We start from the raw sequence: 23,493 nt of genomic DNA, 5'->3' as shown, positions 1-23,493 counted from the left end.
TGCGCCGGCTACCAATTGGGCTGTACGGCAGCTGCTTGGACGTGGCGCCGAGGGCGCGGGCCTTTCGCTCCCAGTCCTTCAGGTCGAACTGGACTTGCATCAGAACATCCCCTAGCACGTCACGCCAGATCCATACTTGGCCAAGCTTGCCGGAATTGGCAAATATACTTCAGGACAAGGCGATCACAGCATTCTCGCTTGCAGATCATGTGGAGCGGCTGCGATAACTGACGCCTAAGAACTATTGTTCAAATCTAGAAAAGGGAGGTAGATAGTTGGATTTCTACGATAAATTCGGAACAGCAGCCGTATACGCCAAAATTAGCTACTTGATTACCTGGGAGGGCAAGCCCGTGGCACTGATCTCGCGCAATGCTCTATTTTCAATGCGCGGAACTCATATCGGCTTCATCAGCAGCGGATGGATTAGGGATAGGCACGGTGATGCGATTGCATGTGCCCCGACCCGGCGCGGGGTCGGCCCGATGACGCCAATTCGCGCTGTGCCCCCGGCGAAGGCGATTGCAGCTACGCCGCCGACGCCGGAGTTCTTGCCGGACGCGCCAGAAATGCCGAAACCGAGATCGTCATGGTCTGCAATTTCAATCGCTGACTTCTTCGAGGATAGACCCGCACGAGGCGGCCGGCTCAATTCAATTCTCCCTTGGCCCGCAGGAGGTCCACGGCCCGCCTAACCGCCAGCCGTTTCGTTCCCCATCAGCGCCCTCACCGCTCGCTCTTGGCGATATTCGGTGCCAGCAATGGCACGTTGCCCGCGTTGGTACATTGGGATAACGCAGCACGATGATCGTGAAACTGAAAACTCTTCGCACCCGGCTGCTCACCGCCCAGCGCGAACTCATCACCATCGCAGCGAATGCCGACACCATTCCTGCCGACAACGTGATGCGGAAGATTGCCGATCTCGAAGTGACGATCGGCGCCATCGAAACCATGATCGAAGAAAACGAGAAGTGAACACCGAGGAGCAACCCGCGTCCGGACCCGCGCCATACCGCAGCATGGGGATCCGGGCGCAGTCACCGCAGCGGAGGTGTCGTTGCAGGTGAAGTGGAGACGATGCCCGCGAGGGCTGCAGTCCCCGTGCCAGCGCGCTAAAGCGGCTGGGGGAGCATCGTCTTTCTCTGCGCGCCACGCTGGTAGCGGTTCAGCCCGCAGGCATCGCCTTAGTCGCGTGGTGCTTTAGGCATGAGGCGGGTCGGGTAGTGGCTGCCTTCTGGCGCGCTTGCTCGACACTGTCGCCTCAATCTCGGTGGGGATTTTTCATCCCCTTCATATAACCCGCTTGAAACCCCCATTTCGGTTATAACCAACTAGGCGGCACGCAAACTGGGCGCCGTCTCGTCCATGCGAATGCGGGCCAACTCGCTCGCTACGGCGTACAGGCCGATCAGCACCAGCGCCTTGCCAGCGCCCATGGCCCCTGCCGGATTGCCGCTGCCGGCCGTTCTGCCAACCTGCTCGAGCGTCTCGCCGTAGATCGTGGCGGCCTCGAATGCGTCGATGAGCGGACCAAGAACCCGATGCAGTCGCGTCAGCCTGCGCTGGGTCGTCCACCCGAGCATTGACCTTGGCGTCGCCATCCCATGCCTTTGGCACCGGAGCCGCTGTCCGCATCATGCCGTCGGATGCACGCGACGCCTGCGTCGGCAGCACCTCGGCGAACTTGGCCGCAGTCAGCTTGCATTCGCCCTTGTAGACGATCTGCCCGTCAGGGCGGATCCACGTCCGCTGGTCGATCTGCACCGGTTCAAGCCCAATGGCGGTCCCGCCAAGTTGCGCGCCGCTATTGGCGCTCGCCTCGATGCGGCGGTATTCCATCGCGGCCCGCAGAAGGTGCTCCTTGCCGTCGGCAATCAGGGCCTTGGCCAGCGGCCAGGTGCGGTTGTCGTTGTCGGCCTCGCCGTCCCAGCTCTCGCCAAGTAGCTGACGGTGACGGGCCTGTGCGCCAGCCCGGCGGCATGCACGAGATTCAAGCTTCGCTGCCGCGATCATTTCCTTGCGGTGCTTGTCAGCCAACGCCGCCGATGCCGCAGCAAGTTCGGGGTCGGCCTCGCGCCACTTGGGCTTGGCGGGGGTAGCGTCTACGGTTGCCGTACTGGGCACGTTATCGTTCGAAGCGTCGCACACGGGCGCTCTCCTGATTGGGTGAAGGTTCGTGTGCGGCTTTGAGGTGATGTACTAGATGTAGTGCTCTGCGCCATGCGGCGCCACCGGTGGCGGCAGGTGGGCGGGGCGTGACGCACAGGGTGTGCGGGCGTTAGGCGCCCATGGGCACAGGCATCCTCAGCGTTTGGCTTGGTCGGTGGATAGGCCGAAATCGGACCACCCTATTGGCCAAGCAGAGATTGCGTCGCCCCATTCGTTAACGATAAATTAATCTCAGTATCTGCTTCGATTGGGGGTGGGGAGATGCTGGCCCGGATTGACCGCAACACGATTCCGCTGTCCTGCAATGCATACGTTCGGTTCGTGCCGTATGGATCCGATACTTCGGCTCGTGTCATGACCACTCGCTTGGTCGAGCTTCGGCGCTTGGCCAATGATTATTGGTATATTGCGGATTCGCCTTCGCTAGTGGCGTTGGGCATCTGGGTCGATGGGCTAGGTCGCATCGACGGCGTGGCGGCCGAGACCTTTATCCGCACGATCGCCCGGCGGGTCGATGAGGCCATGGACCGCTGCTAGCCGCAAAAAAGAAGCCGCCGGTCTCTGCCGGCGGCTTCCAGAGGTCGCAGTCCCCGGCAGGACACCGGACGCAGCAAGGTACCATCCGGAACGCGAAGCGGTAAGGTTAAGTCGGGCGAGCACGGTTGAGCCGAAATTTTTCCGAAACCGGCTAATTGACTGCCGCAATTTACCACCATTCCAAACAAAATTTGGACAATGATTGCCGCATAGGCGCAATGAAAAAACGCCAATAAGTCGGAGGAAATTATGCCGAATTTGACGCTAAATAGCCAAGTCGATGTCTTGACGATCCGCGAAGGCGATGTGAACGTGACACTTGCTGAAGCTCTCGAGATGGTCGAAGAAAATCCGGCTTGGCACGTGAAGATTCCGGAGAACTATGTTCCGCACGGAGGTGAGGTACTGGGGCCCAATCAAGTGAAAGTCTTGATCAAGGGACTTCCTCGCCAGTGATAATGAGCCATAGCCGTTGAAGTGAACCCGCATCGCCACGGCGTGATGCGGGTAAAGAGGACCGACTGGATGAAGCCCGTGTGCGTCACCGGCAGACTGGAGCCGGGATATGGAATCTGCGGGTCGAGGAGCAGGTTTTTCGGAGCTTTTCGACGGTGATCAGCCGGCGAGGAGCGCCCGATGCTGAACGGAGGTGGTGTTGGAACCGCTCGGCATAGTCTCCTGCCACCGCGGCGATGACGCTCGGTCGTTCTGCCAGCGTCGACCGCCACGCTGTGACACGGGGCAGGTTCTCGAAGATTGCCTGCGACACTGCCGGGTCGAGGATGTCGAAATAGTGGAAGATAGGCGCGAACACGGCATCGACCATGCCGAAGGCGTCTCCGTTGAAATAGGGGCCTTCCGTGAGCACCGCTTCCAGTCGCAGGAGCCTGTCTCGGAATGCTGCCTGCTTCGCATCGGCGGTCTGGCGATCCGTGGCGTTGAGGAATTGCCAGGCGCCGGTGAGCGTCGCCGTACCGAACTCGATCAACCTCCGCTGCCGGGCACGAGCCAGCGCGTCGTCCGGATATAGTCTTCCGCCACTCTGGGTTTCTTCGAGATATTCGCAGATCACCATGCTTTCGAACAGGACGGCGTCCTGTCGATCTGCTTGGCTAATCTTGAGCAGAGGTACCTTGCCGGTCGGCGACAGCGCTAGAAACCAGTCGGGCTTGGCCGCGAGATTGACGTCGATCCTGTCGAACGACACACCTTTCTCCAGCAGGACGATCGCCGCCCGTTGAACGAACGGGCAAAGCGGATGGCTGATGAGCGTGACCTTGGCGTCGGGCATCATGTGTCCTCGTTCGGTGAAGCGCAGGCGGAGCTGGTCACTGATCCTTCGCGATCTTCTTGCCGAAATTGACGTCGAAATATTGCTCTATCGTCTCCTGCAGGGTCCGCAGGGGGGGCCTGTTGCGCCAGATCGCCCAGCCCGAGGGTGCGCTGGGCCGTATCCGGTGAGCGGTGGGGTGGATCAGGGACAATCACAACACACGGCTGCGCATCGAGGCGCTCTGCGATGCCAGCGGCATCAGCCGCGCCAAGAGGGCAATCGACGGTATTTGGCGCGCCGATGCTGTCTTCGTCGAGGCAAGGTGGAGGCCGGATGGTTAGGCTCAGGACCCATTGATTTGGTTTGGCCGATCTGATTCAGGCTCGTGAGGAGACTGGATATGAGTGACCTGTATTGGCTGACGGACGATCAGATGGCTCGGCTGCAGCCCTATTTCCCCAAGAGCCACGGCAAGCCCCGGGTAGACGATCGCCGGGTGCTGAGCGGGATCATCTTCGTCAATCGCAACGGGTTGCGCTGGCGCGATGTGCCGGCAGCCTATGGTCCGCCCAAGACGTTGTATAATCGCTGGAAACGGTGGAGCGATGCGGGTGTCTTCATCAAGATGATGGAGGGGCTGTCCGCCGCAGAAGCCGAGCGTCGAACGGTGATGATCGACGCGACTTATCTCAAGGCGCACCGCACGGCCTCGAGCCTGCGGGTAAAAAGGGGGATGTCGGGCGACTGATCGGACGCACCAAAGGCGGCATGAACACCAAGCTTCACGCCGTGACCGATGCGAACGGACGTCCGATCAGCCTCTTCAGACAGCGGGCCAGGTCAGCGACTACACCGGCGCCGCCGCCCTGCTGGACAGCCTGCCCAAGGCGCAATGGCTGCTGGGCGACCGGGGTTATGACGCCGACTGGTTCCGGGATGCCTTGCAGGCCAAGGGGATCAAGCCCTGCATCCCCGGGCGGAAATCCCGCACCGAGCCCATCAAGTACGACAAGCGGCGATACAAACGACGAAACCGCATCGAGATCATGTTTGGCCGCCTCAAGGATTGGCGCCGCGTCGCCACACGCTACGACCGATGCCCCACCGTCTTCATGTCCGCCATAGCCCTCGCGGCAACCGTCCTCTTCTGGCTATGAGTCCTGACCCTAAGGCCCTCCTTTCGCAAGATGGTGAAGGCTTGCCGTCCTGTTTGGTGAAGAGGTTTCGGATGCCGGTAGGCGTACGGTCTCGGCCGATGTCGTCGTCGGTGCGACGGCTGCCGGAACCCGGTGCGGTCTCTTGCGGACGGAATCATCCGGATCCCTTATTGTCTCACGTGGTCGCTTCAGTTCGCTTTGGCCTGCGGATCGAACGCACCGTGGCGCTGTTTCCGCCTCCGCAGAAAAAACGATCGCGTCCATCGGATTCAAGCCCCGTAACCCCCGCTCCCGTCGGCATGTCCAGTCGTTCCAGCACTTCACCGGTCGAAGGATCGATGCGGCGAACCTCGCTTTCGTCGTTCTCCCAGGTGCCATGCCAGAGTTCGCCGTCGACCCATGTGACGCCAGTGACGAAGCGATCGGTTTCAATTGTGCGCAGCACGGTTCCCGTCTCGGGGTCCACTTGATAAATCTTGCGGCCGCGATGCTGTCCGACCCAGAGTGCGCCTTCAGCCCAGGCAAGGCCTGAATCCTCACCATCGCCGGGGGCCGGGATCGTGGCGAGCACTTCGCACGTCTTTGGATCGATCTTCCGGATCACCGCTTCCGCGATCTGGAACAAATGCTCGCCGTCGAACGCCGTGCCCGCATCCGCGGCCATGTTGAGCGAACTCAGCATGTCTCCGCTGTCCGGGTCGAAAGCGAGCAGCTGCGGACCTGTCGCCATCCAGACCCGGCGACCGTCAAAGCTGACCCCGTGGACGCACTCCACCCCGGGAAAGGGACCATATTCACGGATGATTTCGGCGGCTGCGTGTCTCATGCTTCCATCCTAGCCGACAACGTCGATGGCGGGGAGCAACAAGCTTGTCGGGAAACCCGGAACGCTCGTCGCGATCCAGCGACGTGCGCGCCCTTGGCCGAACCATTCCGCCTTGCCATTTTCCGCAAGGCTGTGGAGCGCCCGCTGCACGGTGCGCGGACTGACATCGAGCGCCAGCGCCAGCGCGGAACTGGACCAGGCCTCGCCATCGGCGAGAAGCGCCAGCACTTCGCCATGTTCGTCTTCGACGGGCGGTGCCAGCACCGCGACCCCATCGGCTTGACGCGCGCCCAATACGAACCCCCGTTCGGTGGCGTGTATCTCCGCCCGGGATCCGATCGCTTCGCGCAGGCGCCCGATCTCGACCCGCAGCCGGGCGCGATGCGATTCATCGGCTTCCCGCGCGCTAAAGGCCCGCACGAGCAGCTCTTCGCGCGAGGCGTCTTCCGGCCAGGCCTCGCCGAGCACACGCATGAGCGCGAACAGGACCGGACGGCTGGCCAGAGAAAAGATGGTCGTCCCGGCGCGCACGACATTGCGGCACGCATCGATGACGAGCGCGTCCGATGCGGTCAGCGCCTCGACCTCCTCAAGCCGAAGGAGCCGTTCTCCATTGCGCGCGACCAGACGTGCGGCGGGCGCGTCGAACGCCTGCACGACTCGATCGACTTCGGCCTTCAACGCAGCGATTCCGATGCCGGCGGCGGCAATCCTGGCGCGCTCCAGCGCATCCTGTGCAGGTTTCGCGCTTATGCGGCGCATCGCAATGCCCGCCGCCGCCAGTTCGCAGCCCACCCGCGATGTCGCTGGCAACGCACCGGCATCTAGGCCGCCCAGAACCCGCTCGGCCTCGTCCAGGCGACCGATCAGCAGCAAGCCCCGTGCTTCGAGATAACCGGCATGGGCAGCATTCGCGAAGTCTCCGAACGCTTCCAGCGTCGCCTTGACTGCGCCCAGCCGCTCCATGGCCCGGCCGAGATCGCGTGACACCAGCGCGATCTCGGCTTCGGCGAGGCTACATCGCGCACGGGCAACGGGTTCCCTGTCGCCGAAGGCGCGCGCGGCGCTTCCCAGCAGCTCTTTCGCGCGTGCAAGGTCGCCGAGCTGCGCCATGGCGATGCCGCGCAGGGCAAGCGCCGGCGCGTCATCGCGCAATGAAACGCGCTTGAGCGCCGCAAGCGGATCGCCCGCAGCGAGAGCCTTCGCCGCGGCGGTCGTCAGAGGGTCCATTTGAGTCCCGTCAGACTTGTTACTCACGCTCTCCGGTCCTTCGGCCGTACCTCTTTCTGACGCCGGTAAGTAATGGCAAGGCTCAACGGGGCGTTCGAAAATGACGACATCCATAGTAGCAAGAAAACGCTCTGCCGATATCCGGCCGTCTCACCACACCGCGCGCTGGATCGGTCTTGCCGCTTCGCCAGCCTTCGCCCTGATGGCCTGGGCCTCGGCGAATGACATGCAAAACATGCTGTGCGCTTCCGCCCCCGGCATTCTGCCCCTCGGCGGCATGGCCTTCATGTACCTGCTGATGAGCTTTTTCCACCTGTCGCCCTGGCTGAGGCTCGCGCCCGCCTTATTGCGGCAACCACCACTCCAGGACCGAGAAGACTGACCATGCGTTCCATCGTTTCGCGCGAAGATTGGCTCACCGCGCGCAAGGCGCTTCTGGCCAAGGAACTCGAGATGACACATTCGCTCGACGCCTTGCGCGCCGAACGCCGGCGGATGCCCTGGGTCAGGATCGAGAAGGGCTATGTCTTCGACGGTTCCGACGGCAAGTGCACCTTGCTCGACCTGTTCGGCGGTCGCAGCCAGCTCGCCGTCTATCACTTCATGCTCACGCCGGGCTCGGATCATCTCTGCTCGGGCTGCTCCTATACGATGGACCACGTCGATGCCGCACGGCAGCATTTCGAACAAGCCGACCTCGCCTTCGCAGCCATATCGCGCGCGCCGATCGCGCGGATCGAACAAGTGAAAGCCCGAATGGGCTGGACGTTTCCTTGGGTTTCGGCCGGAGACGGCGACTTCAGCTACGATTTCGGCGTGTCGTTCACCGAGGCTGATCGCGCCGCCGGCCGCGCGCTCTACAACTACGACAAGATCAGAATCCAGAAGTCCCCGGACATGTTCGGCGTCAGCGTCTTCGTCAAAGACGGCGACGATGTCTTCCACACCTACTCGACCTACCACCGCGGCACCGAACTGCTGATGGGCGCCTTCAACTGGCTCGACCTCGCGCCCGGAGGCCGCAACGAGACCGCGGGAATCATGAGTTGGGTTCGCCTGCACGACGAATACCCGCAATCAGACTAGCCACGCGCGGCGACCCGCCGCGATACCAGGAACAGGAGGGCGTGATGTCCACAACCGTTTCAAATCGAACCTCTTGGCCGATCTCGACTTGGCTGTCCGTCGTCTCGCTTACCTTCGGCAGCTTTGCTTTGATCAGCAGCGAATTGCTGCCCATGGCAGTGCTCACACCAATGGCCGCCGATCTTGGCATTTCAGAAGGCGCTGCCGGTCAGGCGGTGACCCTCACCGCCCTGTTTGCCGGCATCGCGGCGCCGACGGTGGCGCTCGTCATCGGGCGACTGGATCGCAAGCTGATCAATCTGGTCCTCTGCGCCCTGGTGATTGCTTCGAACGTCACCGTCGCTTTCACATCCGACTACGTCGCGCTGCTAGCCGCCCGCATGCTCCTGGGCATCGCCATCGGCGGCTTCTTTGCGCTGGCTGGGGCAACTATCGTCCGGCTCGTCACCATGGAGGACATGGGCAAGGGCATGTCGATCGTCTTCATGGGCCTTTCGGCGGGGCTCGTTGTCGCTCCGGCGCTTGCCACCCTGATCGGAGAAGCCTTCGGCTGGCGCACGGCATTCCTGGCCGCGGCCGCCTGCGGCCTGGTCGCACTACTCCTGCAAGCTGTCTGCTTGCCCAGCGTGCCCGCGACAAGCGCGACGAGTCTTTCGAGACTGTTCGGTTTGTTGAAGCGGCGGCCTGTACGGGTGGGACTGGTAGCCGGACTGCTGTTCTTCGGGGGCGAGGTGAGCGGCTTCACCTTTATGCGGCCCCATCTTGAAACCAATGGCGGACTGAGTGCGACGTCCATCGCCCCTGTCCTGTTGGTGCTCGGCCTCGCCAGCCTGCTGGGGAGCGCAGTCGCCGGTGTGTTCGCAGATCGCGTGCTGCGCACAGGATTCGGCGTCACGTTCGTGATGCTGGCTATCGCCACGGTAGGTCTATTAGTGCTCAGTAACGTCTACGGTGCGGTCTTCGTCTTTGCCGCTGCCTGGGGCATCGCCATCGGCGCCGGACCAGTGATGACCCAGACGTGGATGGGACGGGCCGCGCCCGACGAACTCGAAGGCGTGGGTGGCCTCTTTCTCGCCGTCATCCAGCTTGGCGTCACTTTGGGCGCGATCGCTGGGGGCGTTGCCGTGGACCTCATCGGCACAAGCGCTTCGCTCTATGTAACTGGCATCTGTGCCGCTCTCGCGGCCGTGTTGATCGCAACGCAACGGGCTCCCGATGGGGAACCCCGGAATGCCGCTTCGGCGGCGGCCTTCGCCCAGTGAATGGCGGTGCTGATCGAGAACGTTTAGCGCCGCTGGTCAAAACAGGAAGGAAACGATCATGGTCCGCAAAACGGCTGATTACCCAGCACCTGAAATCGCCGATCGGGCAATATTCCAGGCCAAGGTGGATGCGCTGCGCAGTCGCGAAAAGGCGCATACCCGAGAAGGAGACGCAATCGCGGCGGCGCGGCGGCGGCTGCCGATGGTGAAGGTCGATGGCGGCACGCCCCTCATCGGCGGCAACGGATCGGTCACATTGCTGGACGCGTTCGAAGGACGCCGAATGCTCGTCGCCTATTATTACATGTGGTTCGACGGCCAGCCCGCGTCCGAGCAATGCGAGGGCTGCACCTTCTTCACGACGCAGGCGCGCGAGCTTTCCCATATCCATTCGCGCGACGCGACCTACGCCACCTTCTGTCAGGGCTCATATGAGGAGAGCGTCAGATACCGCGACTTCATGGGCTGGAAGATGCCCTGGTATTCGGTGCCGGAAGCATCGCTCCAGGCGCTCCTCGCCGGCCGGCCGCCGGGCATGATGTACCTCATCTGTTATCTGAGGCAGGGATCGGATATCTTCGAGACATACTGGACGACCCGCCGCGGCGTCGAGGCGATGGACAACAGCTACCGTCTGCTCGACCTGACGGTCTATGGGCGGCAGGAGGATTTCGAGGACTCGCCCGCCGGCTGGCCGCAGCACTGGGGCGAAACCAATCATCCGTTTCGCCGAGACGGCCGCCCGATCTCCCAATGGCGCCGCCTGGAGGCGGGATATTCAGACGATTTGGGATGTGGAGACGGCTAATTGTGGGCTTGCAGCACGAGCAGCAGCGAATAGCCACACGACATCTCGGTTCGGTAGCGGTAGTTCTGTAGGGGCCCACTCGTGTCTGCCGTCAGCGCGCATGAGACCGAACTCCGGGCCGGAGAAAGCGACGGCAGAACAGGTCGTGCAGGATCTCCGCCGAGCGACGCGGCGGCCGTTTTCGCGACGTACGCTGGACAAGCTCGGCATTCCCCGCGCCACGTTCTATCGCTGGTACGATCGCTATCTCACCGGCAGGATCGAGGCGCTTGCCTATCATCGCTCGCGGCCGGATCGTGTCTGGAACCGGATTCCTGATCCAATCCGGGCCGAGATCGTCGAGCTGGCGCTGCGCGAGACGGACCTCAGCCCGCGCGAGCTTGCGGTGCGCTTCACCGACGAGAAGAGGTACTTCGTCTCGGAGGCGTCGGTGTATCGGCTGCTGAAAGCGCATGATCTGATCACCAGCCCGGCGTACATCGTCATCAAGGCGGCGTCCGAGTTCAAGGACAAGACGACGGCGCCCAACCAGCTCTGGCAGACCGACTTCACCTATCTGAAGATCACCGGATGGGGCTGGTACTATCTTCTCCGGAACAGAGGGCGCATACCGATAATTCAAAGCCCCCCACGCCATCTCTGCAGAGGAGAAAAATCAGACTGACGCCCGTCAAAGTTCTTGAGCGTCAAGGATGTGAGGCCCAAACGATGTCGCACTTTCTGATGGTCATCCTCGTGATCCAGGGCGTCTGATGGATCACGAGGATGTGGGCGCGAGCAAATTCCTGAGGTGCCGACGCTACCGTTGGCGTGGAGATACGGCCACGCCTGGAGATGTTTCTGGTGCGCTGATTTCCGCGTCTGATAGCTTCTCGTCCAGGAAGATTGGAAAAAGCTGGCTTTTGAATTGGCCGTTATGATGGTTAAAACTCAGCTGCACGAAAACGAGGTGCCATTCGGAGGAACCTGGTGAAGCATTGGATTGATAGGCTTACCGATCTGACGGCGGTTGGATCGGGTGAAACCGATCTCAAATCGGCGCTGACAGATCTAGCAGAATCATTTGGCTTTGGTGGGTACGCCTATTTGCATATGCAAATGAACAATACGTTTGCCATTTCAAATTATTCTAATGAATGGCAGCGTGTATACTTCAGCGAAAGGTACGCCGGCGTTGATCCCGTCGTGGAGCGGGCACGGCGGCTGAAGCGGGCGTTCTCCTGGGACGGCGAGGCGGATCGCTCACGCCTGTCGAGGGAACAGCGCTCCTTTTTCTCACACGCCGCCGACTTCGCGATCCGGTCTGGATTTACCATTCCAGTCACCACCGCGAACGGCTTCATGTCGATGTTCACGTTGACATCCGACAAGCCTAGGATCGACCCAGAAAGGGATATTGACGCCATCGCGGCCGCTGCCGCTGTGGGCCAGCTCCACGCGCGCATTGCGCATCTGCAGGCGACACCGACGATCGAGGAGCACGCATGGCTCGATGCGAAGGAGGCAGCCTATCTGCGCTGGATTGCCCTGGGCAAGACGGTGGAGGAAGTGGCCGAGCTTCACAACGTCAAGTATAACAGCGTGCGGGTAAAGCTCGCCGAAACAAAAAAGCGGTTCAACGTGTATACGATTACGCAGCTTGTGGCCGTGGCTATCCGCCGGAAACTGATCTGATGATTAATTTACCGAAACATTCGGCGTATAGCCGAGAAGTGCGATAAGGGTGGCGACGGCAGCCATTTGGGAGTGCATCTCGATGGCTGCCTCAATATATCGGACATGCTGTTCGCCCCCTTGCGTCTTTCCGGCCTTGCAGGTGTCGGGAAGTTCGTGGAACAGCTCATCGGCGCGATCGACCAACTGCCTGTGGATGCGGATCGCATTGACCGTGATGGCCTCAAGATCCGACTGTGGCAGCCCTCGCGTCAGTCCGATGAGGGGACGAAGCTCGATTTTGGTCTCCGATGCGGACTCTTTCGTTTCCATCTCCTGCTCGCCTGAAGTTGTCCGCGGTGCGCCCCCGCCGACGTTAATCCCATGAACCCTAGCCGGGGGTTAGAATCCGAGATGAATCGGCCCTGCGACCTTTAGCACCGAAGCGCCTGGACATGCGTCACAGGCCCCCGGCCGTAAGGTCAGAGGATTCTGGTGCCATTCCGGTCGGCACCAACCGTTCATCAGGGGATTCTAAGCCCCAGGACAGCGCGTACTGCCCCAATCTCCTTATACGGAGCATGAGGCCGTCACGCCAGTGGCGGGCCTCACCAAGGCGATCCGCGTCCTAAGATCTGGCAATGGAAAAATCCGTGCCTGCCGGGTCAATGGAAATCAACAGCCCTGACGTCTCCGATTGCCGCTTGTCGGCGCGGGAGAGTCGACAGTCTTCCTACTAGAAGGTGGAATAGCATGAGCAATGTGTCCACGACCTCCGGCGACATCCTGGCCTGTGCGCGCTCGCTGATCGTCGCCGACGGCTATAACGGCTTCAGCTATGCCGAGCGAGGCGTGTGCTCGGGCTGTAGGTGCCGTTGGCGGGCCTCAGCAAGGCGGTCCGCGTCCTAAGGAACCTGTCAGAGGAACACTACCTTGGCGCGATCCCCTATCCCCGATATACGCCCGGAAACACGATATCCTGATCGACCAGCACGTTGAACTGGTAGCCCGGGCCGATCTCAAGCGTCGGCTGAACGTCCATATTGCGCTGGATGGTCTGTTCGGCCATCCGGCCGAAGGTCTCGGCAAAATTTATCCGGGCCGTATCCTCGGGGCTGTTGGAGTTGAACGGGTCATTGTTCTGCGGGATCGCCATGTCGATCCCGGTGCCGATCAGGGCGATCAGAATGGCGGAGCCGAAGGTCTCCAGCCATTTGCGATCGACCTTGTCGCGGAAGCCGCCATAGCCCTGTGCGTCCGTTCCCGCCATACCGCCGATCTGCAATGTCGAGCCATTCGGATAGATGATGTCAGTCCAGACGACGAGGACACGGCTCTGCCCGAACGATATTTTGCTGTCGTAGCGACCGAAGAGTTTCGTGCCTTGCGGAATAAGCAGGCGATGGCCGGTCGCGCTGTCATAGACATTCTGGCTCACCTGCGCGGTGATGCGCCCCGGCAGGTCGGAGTTGATGCCGGTGATCAGGGTAGCGGGGATCACCGAGCCGCGCTTCAGCTCAAAGGGCGAGAGCTGCGGCACCACCCGGTTCGGCAGATATCCGATGTTTTTGAGATCGGCATTGTAGAAGTCTTCCTTGGCGCGCTGACCGTTGGGATCCGGATTGATGCCGCCTGCGCCCGCTCGCAATGCGGCGGCGAGGAGGTTCGAAGCGCCGCTCGTGCCCGACGCCGGAACCGGTTCGCCGGGACGGGAGGATGAGCCGACGCCTCGCCCGTCGAGCTTGCTGCGATCGATAGCGAGGGGGGCATCATAGGCCGCGTCGTTCGCTTGCAACCGCGCCATGTCCTGACGATGACGCTCACGCAGATATTGCTCTTCCCTCTCGCGCTGCAAACGCGCCCGCCAGACCGTTTCCGGCTCTAGCGCAGGTTCCGGTCGTATGCCGGCCCGCTGTGCGGGCGGGGTCTTGAACGGGTTGGCCGCCGGCTCCTCCTTGGTCGGAACCGGCACGGGCGGGAGCGACGTCGCCGGCTGGGGCTCGCCAATGATCGCGTCGCCGACGCCGCGTTTGAGTTGGTCGGCGAAGGTGGAAGCCGGATTGCCGGCGCTCTCCCCAGGTCCGGTCGCGTCTCCCACGCGTAGGCCGCGCGACGCCAAGCCGTAGAAGATCACACCCAGGAAAGCGATGACCAGCACGATGACGATAGTGACGGGCAGCCGGTTGATCCGGCGCATGCCGGCATCGGCCCCGTCATTCGCAGCACCGCCGAGCTTGAGGGATTGCGTCATGGCAGTCTTCCTATCCGCGTCGCATGACGGAGACCGGGCTCGCCGGCGTCGCGCCGGCTGCCGTCACGCTATAGGCGCGACCCAGTTCCACATCGGCTGTCGAGAGCCGGGCCAGAACCTGGCCCTCGAAGGGAATGATCTTGTAGGCAAGCGGGACAATGCTCGATCCGCCATCGGTCTTCTGGTCCGTGACGACGGAATAGCCCCAGCCCTTCAGGGCGGTTTCAAGCGCCTCTCCGAAAGGCGAACCGTCCTGCTTGAGCGCGATCGTGGCAGTTCCCGGCCCGACCTGTTCGGCCAGTCGGCTCACCATTTCGCCGGCGATGGCGCCTGCGGCAGGGCCGGACACGGCGGCGGGCGCGTCGCTCACGATGAGGCTACTCTGCCCGGCGGTCTGACATCCGGCAAGGACAAGCGCGAGCACTGCCACGCCGGCGAGGGACCGCAATGTGGGAGCAAGGAGCATCAGCCACCCCTCCGGATCGTCACCTTCTCCTGGTTCCAGCCGACGCCCGACACGAGTACCGCCCCGGCGACATGATAATCGACGATCATCATGTCGCCCTTCATGCGGTAATTGACGATGCGGTTCTGTCCGCCTGAGGTCAGGAAGAGAACCGGCGCATCCTGGCCCGTGATCGAGCGCGGAAACTGGATGTAGGTTTTCTGGCCGTCGCTATAGACCCGGCTCGGCCGCCAGCCGGCCCGGCCGGAGATCGAATATCCGAACTGGAGCTGCTCGGCCGGCACGCCGGCGCCGGGGATCGTGCTGGCCTCGATCCGGGCATTGATGTCTGCCATTCTGGCGGAAACATCCTCGGGATAGTCGAAGCCGACGCGGGCCATGTACTGGGTTGCGTGCGACTTCAGTTGGATGTGGTAGGTGCGGCGCGATGTCGTCACCACCATCGAGGTGATGAGCCCCGGCTCCGACGGCTTGACGATCAGGTGGATCGCCTGGCCATCGGCCGCTCCCGACGTCGCTGGCTCGACCTTCCAGCGGACGGTGTCGCCGACGAGCACGTCACGGACCACCTCGCCCGATTGGAGCTCGATGTCGCAGACCTGCAGCGGCGAGCAGACGACGGAGGGCTGTATCTCGCCATAGAGAAAAACGACCTTCCCGTCGGGCCCTCGCGTGACCAGGCCGGGGCTGCCTCGCCAGCGCCCGGAGAGGCCGGTGCCCTTGGCCTCGTTGGCGCTGAGGCCCTGCGCTTTCACGGGGGTGGGGGGCGTAAAGAGGGAGGCCAGGAGGGCAATAGCGATGGCGGTCGGCAGAAAAGGCCGGACTGCTGCGTGTTGTTCGTGCATGCGTGCGTGCGAGCCTTTCAAAGCTGGGCCGTCCAATCGAAGTCACGCAGATAGAGGCCGATCGGGTTGAGACGGATGCTCGCCTCGTCCTGCGGAGGCGTCAGGGTGACGGTGGCAATGCCACGGAACCGGCGTGTCGCGGTCTCCTTGCCCTTGCGGTCGCGCTCGAACTCGGTCCAGTCGATCTGGTAGCTCTGGTTCGACAGCGCGACGATGTTGTTCACTTCGATGGCGACCGTCGCGTTCTTCGCCTTGTCGAAGGGTGGGGAGGAACGGAACCAGGCATTGACCTTTTCGGTCGCCGGATCGGAGGTGCGCAGATGGGCATAGGTGCGGTCGATATACTGCTTCTGCACCACGGCATCCGGCGTCACGCCACGGAAGTTCGAGACGAAGCTTCCGAGCGTCGCGCGCACGACGCGCGGATCGGCATATTCGATCTGCTGCGGATAGCCGGCGCTCGAGGCGGTGCCGAGTTTGTCGACTTCGACGATGTAGGGAACGAGCCTGACCTGCGTGCTCTGGAACAGCGCGTAGGAAAAGCCGATCACCGCCATGACCATGCCGGTGATGCCGACGGCACGCCAGCCGGCGGCGGCCTTCACATAGGAGCCATAGCGCTCGTTCCACTCCTGTCGGGCGGCAATATAGGGGTTCTCGGGTGGATTGCCGGAGGCCATGCCGGGCGTCTCCTTATTTGTTGTCGTCGATGGGCGGTGGCACGGGGCGGGATGAGCGCGTGCCGCCCGACTGCCGGCTCTGGTCGAGCTTGGCATTGGCGAGCCCGAGCAATGAGCCGGCATAGGCGCCGGGTGCGGCGATCGCCTTTTCCTTTGCCGCCGATCCGGCCGCTCCCGCGGCGCTGCCGATGCCGGACGCCATGCCGCGCAGGGCGGCGCCGGCCAGCGAGGAGCCGGCAGCTCGGGCGTCGCTCGCGGCCTGCGCGCCCTTCCCGGCCGCGCTGGCACCGAGAAAGGCGCCACCCGCCGCGAAGGTCGCCACCTGTGCGCCGTGCCGGATCGCCTCCATGCCGCCGGAGATCGAGGCACCCTGGACGACGCCCTGCATGATGGGCGGCACATACATGGCGATGACGAAGACGACGACCGAGATGCCAGCAATGGCCAGCGTGGTGATGAACTGGTCCGAGGTTGCGGTCGGGGCCTCGGCAAGGCCGAGCAGGATGTCCGAGCCGATCCTGGCGATCATCACCAGCGCCATCAGCTTCATGCCGACCGAGAAGGCATAGACGAGATAGCGGATGGCGAAGTCCTTGGTGAAGGACGAACCGCCGAGGCCGAGCATGATCATGCCGGCGAGCAGGCCGACATACATCTCCACCATTACCGCGACGAAGATCGCCGCAACCAGCGAGAAGGAGATGACGACAACCACCATGGCGAAGACGGCGGCGATCGCCAGCGCATTGTCCTCGAACAGGCCGAACTTGGCCTGTTCCGACATCTTGGACGCGACGCGGATGCCGGCATCGAAGATGTTGGCGGGTGAGGCGTCTCCTCCGCTGCCGCCCATCTGGAAGAGGCTGTCGACGACGGCCTTCGCGAAGTCCGGGCCCTGGTCGAGAATGAAGGCGAACAGGCCGACGAACATGATGCGGCGTACCAGCTCGGCGAACCAGGCGTCGAGCGAGGCGGCATTGATCGCCAGCCATACGGCGGCGACGCCGATCTCGATGCCGGCGAGAATCCAGAACAGCGACCGGGCGGCATCCATGACGGTGGTTTCCCAGCCGCGGGCCGCGGTCACGACGGAGTTCTCCAGTGTGGTGAGGACGGAACCCTCCTGCGCCAGCGCGGGGGAGTTCGTGAGCAAGACGATCGCTGCGACAGCCGCCGCAGCCCCGAACGGAGGGCAAGGACGGAGGATTACCATTGCGGCTTCATCTCCTGGCCACCGCGAACATCCCTGTTCGGGTCGCCGCCGAAGAAGCGTTCGAGATGGTTGCGACGTGCTGCGTCGGATGCCGGAGGTGGCGATGGTTCGGCTGTCGCGGAGGCAGGCTCGGTGGACGATGGCCCGACCACCCGGACAGCGAGAGCGGCGCACAGGCCAAGTGCCCCGGCGAGCAGGAGGATAACGACAAGACGGTGGCTCACCAGCGCGGTTCCATGGTCTGCCCGCCGCGAATGTCGTGGGTGGGGGCGTTGAAGAACTGCTCGCGGCGGGCCTGGGCGAGATCCTTCTGCGCCTGGTCGGACTGATACCAGGTGCCCATCATGGTCATCTGCTGGGACACGAGGCCGCGCAGCTTCTGCATCTGCGCAACCTGCTGGGTCGCAATCTGGTGGCCGACCTGAAGGGCCTTCATCTGGCCATCGGCACTCTCCGACATCGCGCGCAGCGACGACATGGTGGCCTCCTCGCTGCCGAATTGCTGCGCGGTCAGGTTGGCGGCCTTTAGCGTGCCGGCGACGGTGTCGCGATTGGTGGTCGACCAACCCTGATAGGTGGAGGAAAAGGAAGCGCCATCGGGCAGGTTGCTCTTCATCTCGGCGAAGCTCTGGAAACGCTGCCGTAGCACGTCGTCGACATTGCCCATGGAGAAGGCGATGCCCTGGCCCTGCGAGACAACGTTCTGCAGGCCCTTCAGGTCGTTCTCGGCTTGGCCCCAGACATGGTTCGGCAGCTGCGCCGTGTTCTGCAGCATGTTGTTGTAGATATTCAGCTGGTTCTGGATCTGCTCGGCGAGCTGGGAAATCTGTTTGATCTGATTGTTGACCTGTTCGGCGGACTGGCCGACCAGGCTCACCAGCTCGGCATTGTTGGCGAGCTGCGTCCATTCGGTCGCGCCACCCGTGGCACCGCCGGCGGGTGCTTCTCGAGGCAGTGTCGAGATGAGCACCATAGTTGCCGTTACGAGAACGATTGGTGACCTACGCGATGGGAAGGATGGTTTCGGCATGGGCGATCCCCCTCTGCTGGAGCCAGGAGAGAGGCCAGCCGGCCCCCTGTTCGGAATGCAGCGCGCGGATGCGCTTGAGATCCTCCTTGCCGGACGCTCCTACGAAGGAGAGGGCAATGGGACCGAGCGCCATGTCGAAGAGCCGCCGGCCGTCCGGAGAGGCGACATAATATTCGCGCTTGGGCAGTGCGCTCGCGACGATCTCGATCTGACGCTCGTTGAAGCCGAGGCGCTCGTAGAATTCGCGGGTGCCCGGCTCGCGTGCCGATCCGTTCGGCAAGCAGATCTTTGTCGGGCAGCTTTCCCTCAGCACGTCGATGATGCCGGAGCGCTCGGCGTCCGAGATCGATTGGGTGGCGAGGACGACCGCGCAATTGGCCTTGCGCAGCACCTTCAGCCATTCCCGTACTTTGGCGCGGAAGGTCGGGTGTCCGAGCATCAGCCAGGCCTCGTCGAGAATGATCAGGCTCGGCGCGCCGGTCAGGCGCTTCTCGATGCGACGGAACAGATAGGTGAGCACGGGAACGAGATTGCGCTCGCCCATGTTCATGAGTTCCTCGATCTCGAAGCACTGGAAGGTGCCGAGCGACAGACCGTCCTGTTCGGCATCGAGCAATTGTCCCATCGGGCCGTCCACGGTGTAATGGTGGAGCGCGTCCTTGATCTCGCGCATCTGGACGCCCGACACGAAATCGGAGAGCGAGCGCCCACGCGAGCTCGCCATCAGGCCGATCTGCCGGGAGATGGCATTGCGATGGTCGGGCAATATCGTCACGCCCTGCAGCGCGACGAGGGTCTCGATCCATTCGCTCGCAAAGGCCCTGTCGCCATCCGTCGACAGCTCGGCAAGGGGGCAGAAGGCGAGCGAAGCCCCCTCCCCTGCCCCGGCGCTCTCGCCGCCGATCTCGTAGTGTGCGCCGCCGATCGCCAGCGTCAGCGGCAGCATGGAGCGGCCTTTGTCGAAGGCGAAGACCTGCGCTTGGCAGTAGCGTCGGAACTGCGCGGCGATGAGCGCCAGCAGGGTCGACTTGCCGGAGCCGGTCGGCCCAAAAACCAGCGTGTGCCCGACATCGTCGACATGGAGATTTAGGCGGAACGGCGTGCTGCCGCTCGCCACCTGCATCAGCGGCGGCGATCCGGGCGGATAGAACGGACAGGGTGCATCGACGCTGCCTGACCAGACCGAGTTGAGCGGGATGAGGTCGGCGAGATTGCGGGTGTTGATTAGCGGCTCGCGGATATTGGCGTAGGAGACGCCGGGCAGGCTGCCGATGAAGGCGTCGGTGGCGTTGAGCGTCTCGATCCGGGCACCGAATCCCTCCGCCTGGATCAGCCGGCGCACCGCTTCGCATTTTTCCTGCAGGCGGGTCTGCACCGTGTCGAACAGGACGATGACCGGCGTGTAATATCCATAGGCGACGAGCTGCGAGGAGGCTTCGGCAATGGCATCCTCGGTTTCCGCCACCATCATCATGGCGTCCTGGTCGACCGATCGGCTCTGCGTCTGGAACAGCTGGTCGAAGAAGGGCCGCACCTTCTGCTGCCATTTCTTGCGCGTGCGCTCGAGCCTCGCCCGGGCCTCCTGCTCGTCGAGACAGACGAAGCGCGACGACCAGCGATAGGTCAGCGGCATCAGGTCGAGGGCGTTGAGAATGCCGGGCCAGCTCTCGGCCGGCAGCCCGTCGATGGCAACGACGCCGAGATGGCGGTTCTCGACGAGAGGTGTGAGCCCGTGCCGAAGCTCGGCCGTGGCCAGCCAGTCGAGATACATCGGGATGTCCGGCAGCCGGACGGGATGGTTCTCGCCGGTGATGCAGAAGCGGATGAACTGGAACAGCTCATCATAGCGTGCGGTGCGAAAACCTCCGGCCTCTTCGGTCTCGCGGGTCACCATGCGGCGGATCGAGACGACATTGGCGAGATATTGCTCGATCTCCCGGATCGAGGTCCGGAAGGTGTCGAGCGTCGCCGAGGCATAGGAGGCGGTGCGGCTTGCCGCGTCGGAATAGATATAGCGCGTGAGGCCGGAGCGCCGCGGCTCCGGCGGGCGCCAGGTGAGGATGAGCGCGTGGCGGCTCTCAAAATGGCCGCGCTCGCGCTGGAAATGTGACCGGCGCTCGGCGTCGATCGCGCGGGTCACCGGATCGGGGAAATGGCAGTCCTGCTCGTCGGGATAATCCGATGTCGGGACGCGGACGGCCTCGACCTGGATCATCCAGCCGGAGCCGAGGCGCGACAGTATGGTATTGATCTGGCGTGACACTTCGTTGCGCTCGACCGGAGTGGAGCTCTCGCTGTCGGGGCCGGCAAAGTACCAGCCGGCCATCAGCGCGCCGTCCTTGAGCAGGAGCACGCCATTGTCGACGAGGCCGGCATAGGGCACGAGGTCGGCGAAGGACGGACCGGCATGACGAAAGGATCTGAGCGCGACCATGGGCGGACTCAGAACCGCCGCCAGGGCGTCGAGGTCGCCCGGTAGTCCGACTGGTAGGTGATGTGGCGGACATAGATGCGCCGCATCAGCGGGTCGGATTTGGCCATCATGCGCAGTGCTGCCACCACGACCAGCCAGATCGTGACGCCGAACAGCGTGGCGTACCAGGTCAGTACGACGAAGATCAGGATCGCGGAGGCAAGGCCCGTCAGCAGCACCAGTTCCCGGTCGGCGCCCATCAGCAGGTTCGGGCGGGACAGGGCGCGATGGATGCGCGATCGTGCGAGGCTGGAGCCGGTGTCAGCCATCGGTCTCCTCCCCTGCCCCGGCATGGGAGGATCCGGGAGCCGTCGTTTGTGCAGGTGCGACCGGTGTGCCGATCGAGGCGCCGGTCGATCCGAACAGGGCGACGATCTGGGTGGCACCGAGTAGGATGCCGGCGACCAGCACGACATACATCAGCCGCCGCGCGAAATCGTTCAGCTCGCCGCCGAAGATCAGCATGCCGCCAGCGACCGCAACGGCCGCCAGGGCGATGAAGCCGGCGACCGGCCCGGTGATCGACTGCTGGATCTGCTCGAGCGGACCTTCCCAGGGAAGGCTTCCGCCTGACGAGGCGAAGGCCGGCTCGATGAGCGAGGTCGCGACGAGGGTCGCAAGGCCGGCGCTGGCGAGAGCAAGGAGAAGACTACGCGACATGGCTGTCCCCGTCGGTTTTCCCATAATGTTCGGTCTGATACCGGGAGGCGCAGAAGCCCTCGACGTGAAGGATCTCTCGCACCCGCCTCCCCCGGCCCGAGCGTTCGATCGAAACGATGAGGTCGACCGCCTCACCGATGACGTCCTGCATGGGCTGTTGGCTGACCTCGGCGGTGAGTTGTTCGAGACGGCGCAGGGCCGACATCGCGGTGTTGGAATGGATCGTGGTGACGCCGCCGGGATGGCCGGTGTTCCAGGCCTTGAGCAGTGTCAGCGCCGCGCCGTCGCGGACTTCGCCGACGATGATGCGATCCGGGCGCAGGCGCATCGTGCTCTTGAGCAGGCGCGCCATGTCGACGGTGTCGCTGGTATGAAGGCAGACGGCGTTCTCCGCCGGGCACCGGATCTCCGTGGTGTCCTCGAGGATGAGAACGCGGTCGTCGGGAGCCTCCGCCACGATCTCGGCGATGACCGCATTGGCCAGCGTCGTCTTGCCGGAGCCAGTGCCGCCGGAGATGACGATGTTCATCCGCGAGGCGATCGCGCTGCGCAGGACCGAGGCCTGAGCCTCGCTCATCACCTTCGCCTTCACATAGTCGTCGAGCGGGATTAGCTGCGAGGCGCGCCGGCGTATGGTGAAGGTGGGAGCCGCCACGACCGGGGGCAGCAGCCCCTCGAAACGATGACCGCCGATTGGCAGTTCGCCGGAGATGATGGGCTGCTCGTCGTCGGCCTCCGATTGCAGGGCATGGGCGACGCTACCGATGACGACCTCAGCGGCGGCCGGATTCATGGCCCCCACCTCGGTGACCCCATGGCCGAGCCGTTCGATGAACAACCTGCCGTCGGGATTGAGCATGATCTCTACGACGGTGGCGTCGTCGAGGGCGACGCAGAGCTGGTCGCCCAGTGCCTCCTGGAGCTTGCGCACCAGCCGGGAATGGGAGCGGAGCGGGTTCACGCCGCGCTCCTGAGCGTTGCGAGGGCGTTTTCGCTGAGTTCGGACTGGTAGTTGACCGGACGCACATTCCGGAGGCTGGACACATCGATGGGCAGGGCCCCCGCGACCGCCATCGTGTTGCCGATCCGGACGGGTTCGCCCAGCCGCTTCATCGGCCAGCCCGCGCGCTTCAGGATCCGCTCGAAGCGCAGGTCGGTGGCGGTGACGAGTTCACGGTGGCCATTCGCCATCGACCATTCGATGATCCCGGCGAACAGGAGCAGCGTCGTCTGGTGTAGCAGGCCCCCTGCCCTGTCGGTGGCCAGCGTGGTGTCGACGCAGAAGCGTGAGCTCTCGATCATCGCGGCATGGGTATCGAGTGCACCGTTCGCGAGAAGCTGGGGGAAGGTTCTCTCCAGCATCGTCGGTCCGACCGCGGGCAGCAGACGACAGCATCCGGCAACCCGTCCCGAGGCGGTCACCGCCAGAACGTAGGAGGGCTGCTCGTCGTCATACTGATCCCTCTCCTCCCCGTTCTCGATGGTGACGTCCCATTCGAGGCGTCCGGAAAAGACGGCGGCGCGCAGGCGCCGCATCTGCGCCAGAAGGTCGGCGCACGTCTCATACTGTGCCGGGGTAACAACCTGAATCCGCATCAACGTCTCCACATGAACGCGCTGTGTGGAGACAGATCATCGGTGCCTTGGTCCGGCTATGTGCAGATTTGCAGCGGGTGATTCTGGTGCCTGGGTGATCGAGAGGACGACCTCGGAGGCGCGGGATCAGCCCGCCTATGGGTGCAAATTTGCAGTTCCCATGGGGCACGCGCTTCGCGGCGACTCACGGTAAGTCTCGGAAAACGTAGCGAAACGTCCTGCGGACTGACGAAGGGCGATCCGCGCCTTAAGTTGTTGTTAACCTTAAGGCTCTG

At 63.3% G+C, this 23,493-nt stretch carries 26 protein-coding genes and 4 pseudogenes; 13 read left to right on the top strand and 17 right to left on the bottom strand.

Features of this window, described 5'->3' with window-relative positions; all coding sequences use genetic code 11:
• Positions 1 to 275 precede the first annotated feature (275 nt).
• The gene (locus tag KHC24_RS25680) at positions 276 to 695 is read left to right on the top strand and encodes a 4-fold beta flower protein (protein ID WP_373878554.1); all 420 of its coding nucleotides are present in this window, start codon (positions 276 to 278) and stop codon (positions 693 to 695) included.
• Between the two features lie 109 nt (positions 696 to 804).
• Positions 805 to 978 carry a hypothetical protein gene (locus KHC24_RS22765; protein ID WP_213356132.1) on the top strand — a complete coding sequence of 58 codons (174 nt, stop codon included), beginning with the start codon at positions 805 to 807 and terminating at the stop codon, positions 976 to 978.
• 315 nt (positions 979 to 1,293) lie between these two features.
• Here the strand turns inward: KHC24_RS22765 and KHC24_RS22760 are convergent, their stop codons facing one another.
• The gene (locus KHC24_RS22760) at positions 1,294 to 2,151 is read right to left on the bottom strand and encodes a hypothetical protein (RefSeq protein WP_213366268.1); all 858 of its coding nucleotides are present in this window, start codon (positions 2,149 to 2,151) and stop codon (positions 1,294 to 1,296) included.
• 282 nt (positions 2,152 to 2,433) lie between these two features.
• Between KHC24_RS22760 and KHC24_RS22755 the strand changes: the two genes are divergently transcribed.
• On the top strand, positions 2,434 to 2,709 hold the full coding sequence (locus KHC24_RS22755; RefSeq protein ID WP_213366265.1) for a hypothetical protein: 276 nt from the start codon (positions 2,434 to 2,436) through the stop codon (positions 2,707 to 2,709).
• Between the two features lie 249 nt (positions 2,710 to 2,958).
• A complete protein-coding gene (locus KHC24_RS22750; protein ID WP_213366262.1) occupies positions 2,959 to 3,165 on the top strand; it encodes a hypothetical protein in 207 nt (68 codons plus the stop codon).
• An 85-nt stretch (positions 3,166 to 3,250) separates the two neighbouring features.
• Here the strand turns inward: KHC24_RS22750 and KHC24_RS22745 are convergent, their stop codons facing one another.
• Positions 3,251 to 4,000, bottom strand: a complete 750-nt coding sequence (locus tag KHC24_RS22745) for a glutathione S-transferase family protein (protein ID WP_213366538.1) — start codon at positions 3,998 to 4,000, stop codon at positions 3,251 to 3,253.
• 79 nt (positions 4,001 to 4,079) lie between these two features.
• On the opposite strand from KHC24_RS22745, the pseudogene KHC24_RS25260 reads away from it, so the two are divergent.
• Together KHC24_RS25260 and KHC24_RS22740 are read left to right on the top strand one after the other, a co-directional pair.
• A pseudogene (locus KHC24_RS25260) lies at positions 4,080 to 4,251 on the top strand (AraC family transcriptional regulator); the annotation flags it as partial.
• A 131-nt stretch (positions 4,252 to 4,382) separates the two neighbouring features.
• Positions 4,383 to 5,139: pseudogene (locus KHC24_RS22740) on the top strand (IS5 family transposase).
• Between the two features lie 175 nt (positions 5,140 to 5,314).
• Here KHC24_RS22740 and KHC24_RS22735 read toward each other — a convergent pair.
• Both KHC24_RS22735 and KHC24_RS22730 read right to left on the bottom strand, forming a co-directional pair.
• The gene (locus KHC24_RS22735; RefSeq protein WP_213366259.1) at positions 5,315 to 5,965 is read right to left on the bottom strand and encodes a DUF5074 domain-containing protein; all 651 of its coding nucleotides are present in this window, start codon (positions 5,963 to 5,965) and stop codon (positions 5,315 to 5,317) included.
• Between the two features lie 9 nt (positions 5,966 to 5,974).
• Positions 5,975 to 7,195, bottom strand: a complete 1,221-nt coding sequence (locus KHC24_RS22730) for a helix-turn-helix domain-containing protein (protein WP_213366256.1) — start codon at positions 7,193 to 7,195, stop codon at positions 5,975 to 5,977.
• Positions 7,196 to 7,295: 100 nt separating this feature from the next.
• On the opposite strand from KHC24_RS22730, the gene KHC24_RS22725 reads away from it, so the two are divergent.
• The 6 genes and pseudogenes from KHC24_RS22725 (at position 7,296) to traR (ending at position 12,025) form a co-directional block, all read left to right on the top strand.
• A complete protein-coding gene (locus KHC24_RS22725; protein WP_213366253.1) occupies positions 7,296 to 7,577 on the top strand; it encodes a hypothetical protein in 282 nt (93 codons plus the stop codon).
• 2 nt (positions 7,578 to 7,579) lie between these two features.
• Positions 7,580 to 8,281 carry a DUF899 domain-containing protein gene (locus KHC24_RS22720; protein WP_213366250.1) on the top strand — a complete coding sequence of 234 codons (702 nt, stop codon included), beginning with the start codon at positions 7,580 to 7,582 and terminating at the stop codon, positions 8,279 to 8,281.
• A gap of 44 nt (positions 8,282 to 8,325) precedes the next feature.
• On the top strand, positions 8,326 to 9,543 hold the full coding sequence (locus tag KHC24_RS22715) for an MFS transporter (RefSeq protein ID WP_213366248.1): 1,218 nt from the start codon (positions 8,326 to 8,328) through the stop codon (positions 9,541 to 9,543).
• Positions 9,544 to 9,601: 58 nt separating this feature from the next.
• The gene (locus tag KHC24_RS22710; protein WP_213366245.1) at positions 9,602 to 10,351 is read left to right on the top strand and encodes a DUF899 family protein; all 750 of its coding nucleotides are present in this window, start codon (positions 9,602 to 9,604) and stop codon (positions 10,349 to 10,351) included.
• Between the two features lie 184 nt (positions 10,352 to 10,535).
• Positions 10,536 to 10,940 (top strand): annotated as a pseudogene (locus KHC24_RS22705) (helix-turn-helix domain-containing protein); the annotation flags it as partial.
• 380 nt (positions 10,941 to 11,320) lie between these two features.
• Positions 11,321 to 12,025 (top strand): autoinducer-binding transcriptional regulator TraR, encoded by a 705-nt coding sequence (gene traR / locus KHC24_RS22700; protein WP_213366242.1) that lies wholly within the window; start codon positions 11,321 to 11,323, stop codon positions 12,023 to 12,025.
• Positions 12,026 to 12,028: 3 nt separating this feature from the next.
• On the opposite strand, the gene KHC24_RS22695 is transcribed toward traR, so the two are convergent.
• Entirely contained in the window at positions 12,029 to 12,337 is a 309-nt protein-coding gene (locus tag KHC24_RS22695) for a transcriptional repressor TraM (protein ID WP_213366239.1), read from the bottom strand.
• Between the two features lie 420 nt (positions 12,338 to 12,757).
• Here KHC24_RS22695 and KHC24_RS25255 point away from each other — a divergent pair.
• Positions 12,758 to 12,874: pseudogene (locus tag KHC24_RS25255) on the top strand (TetR/AcrR family transcriptional regulator); the annotation flags it as partial.
• A gap of 76 nt (positions 12,875 to 12,950) precedes the next feature.
• Here the strand turns inward: KHC24_RS25255 and trbI are convergent.
• The 12 genes from trbI to traI are packed head-to-tail and all read right to left on the bottom strand — an operon-like array spanning position 12,951 to position 23,218.
• Positions 12,951 to 14,255, bottom strand: a complete 1,305-nt coding sequence (gene trbI / locus KHC24_RS22690) for an IncP-type conjugal transfer protein TrbI (protein ID WP_213366237.1) — start codon at positions 14,253 to 14,255, stop codon at positions 12,951 to 12,953.
• A 10-nt stretch (positions 14,256 to 14,265) separates the two neighbouring features.
• Complete coding sequence (gene trbH / locus KHC24_RS22685) at positions 14,266 to 14,721, bottom strand: conjugal transfer protein TrbH (RefSeq protein WP_213366234.1); 456 nt, start codon at positions 14,719 to 14,721, stop codon at positions 14,266 to 14,268.
• Positions 14,721 to 15,566 carry a P-type conjugative transfer protein TrbG gene (trbG, locus tag KHC24_RS22680; protein WP_213366231.1) on the bottom strand — a complete coding sequence of 282 codons (846 nt, stop codon included), beginning with the start codon at positions 15,564 to 15,566 and terminating at the stop codon, positions 14,721 to 14,723. The genes trbH and trbG overlap by 1 nt, the downstream gene beginning before the upstream one ends.
• Positions 15,567 to 15,583: 17 nt before the next feature.
• Positions 15,584 to 16,246, bottom strand: a complete 663-nt coding sequence (locus KHC24_RS22675; RefSeq protein WP_213366229.1) for a conjugal transfer protein TrbF — start codon at positions 16,244 to 16,246, stop codon at positions 15,584 to 15,586.
• A 13-nt stretch (positions 16,247 to 16,259) separates the two neighbouring features.
• Positions 16,260 to 17,459 (bottom strand): P-type conjugative transfer protein TrbL, encoded by a 1,200-nt coding sequence (trbL, locus tag KHC24_RS22670; protein ID WP_213366227.1) that lies wholly within the window; start codon positions 17,457 to 17,459, stop codon positions 16,260 to 16,262.
• Entirely contained in the window at positions 17,453 to 17,683 is a 231-nt protein-coding gene (trbK, locus tag KHC24_RS22665) for an entry exclusion protein TrbK (protein WP_213366224.1), read from the bottom strand. The genes trbL and trbK overlap by 7 nt, the downstream gene beginning before the upstream one ends.
• Positions 17,680 to 18,432 carry a P-type conjugative transfer protein TrbJ gene (gene trbJ, locus KHC24_RS22660; RefSeq protein ID WP_373878553.1) on the bottom strand — a complete coding sequence of 251 codons (753 nt, stop codon included), beginning with the start codon at positions 18,430 to 18,432 and terminating at the stop codon, positions 17,680 to 17,682. Before trbJ ends, trbK begins: the two co-directional genes overlap by 4 nt.
• Positions 18,433 to 18,460: 28 nt before the next feature.
• Positions 18,461 to 20,923, bottom strand: coding sequence for a conjugal transfer protein TrbE (locus KHC24_RS22655; protein ID WP_213366219.1), 2,463 nt, complete (start codon positions 20,921 to 20,923; stop codon positions 18,461 to 18,463).
• 8 nt (positions 20,924 to 20,931) lie between these two features.
• A complete protein-coding gene (locus tag KHC24_RS22650) occupies positions 20,932 to 21,231 on the bottom strand; it encodes a conjugal transfer protein TrbD (protein WP_213366216.1) in 300 nt (99 codons plus the stop codon).
• Positions 21,224 to 21,622 (bottom strand): TrbC/VirB2 family protein, encoded by a 399-nt coding sequence (locus KHC24_RS22645; RefSeq protein WP_213366213.1) that lies wholly within the window; start codon positions 21,620 to 21,622, stop codon positions 21,224 to 21,226. The genes KHC24_RS22650 and KHC24_RS22645 overlap by 8 nt, the downstream gene beginning before the upstream one ends.
• On the bottom strand, positions 21,612 to 22,583 hold the full coding sequence (gene trbB, locus KHC24_RS22640) for a P-type conjugative transfer ATPase TrbB (protein ID WP_213366210.1): 972 nt from the start codon (positions 22,581 to 22,583) through the stop codon (positions 21,612 to 21,614). The genes KHC24_RS22645 and trbB overlap by 11 nt, the downstream gene beginning before the upstream one ends.
• Positions 22,580 to 23,218 carry an acyl-homoserine-lactone synthase gene (traI, locus tag KHC24_RS22635; protein ID WP_213366207.1) on the bottom strand — a complete coding sequence of 213 codons (639 nt, stop codon included), beginning with the start codon at positions 23,216 to 23,218 and terminating at the stop codon, positions 22,580 to 22,582. The genes trbB and traI overlap by 4 nt, the downstream gene beginning before the upstream one ends.
• Between the last annotated feature and the right edge of the window lie 275 nt (positions 23,219 to 23,493).

Origin of the sequence: Ancylobacter defluvii (assembly GCF_018390605.1) — a bacterium.
Classification (GTDB): Bacteria; Pseudomonadota; Alphaproteobacteria; order Rhizobiales; family Xanthobacteraceae; genus Ancylobacter; species Ancylobacter defluvii.
This window is presented reverse-complemented; position numbering and strand designations above follow the sequence as displayed.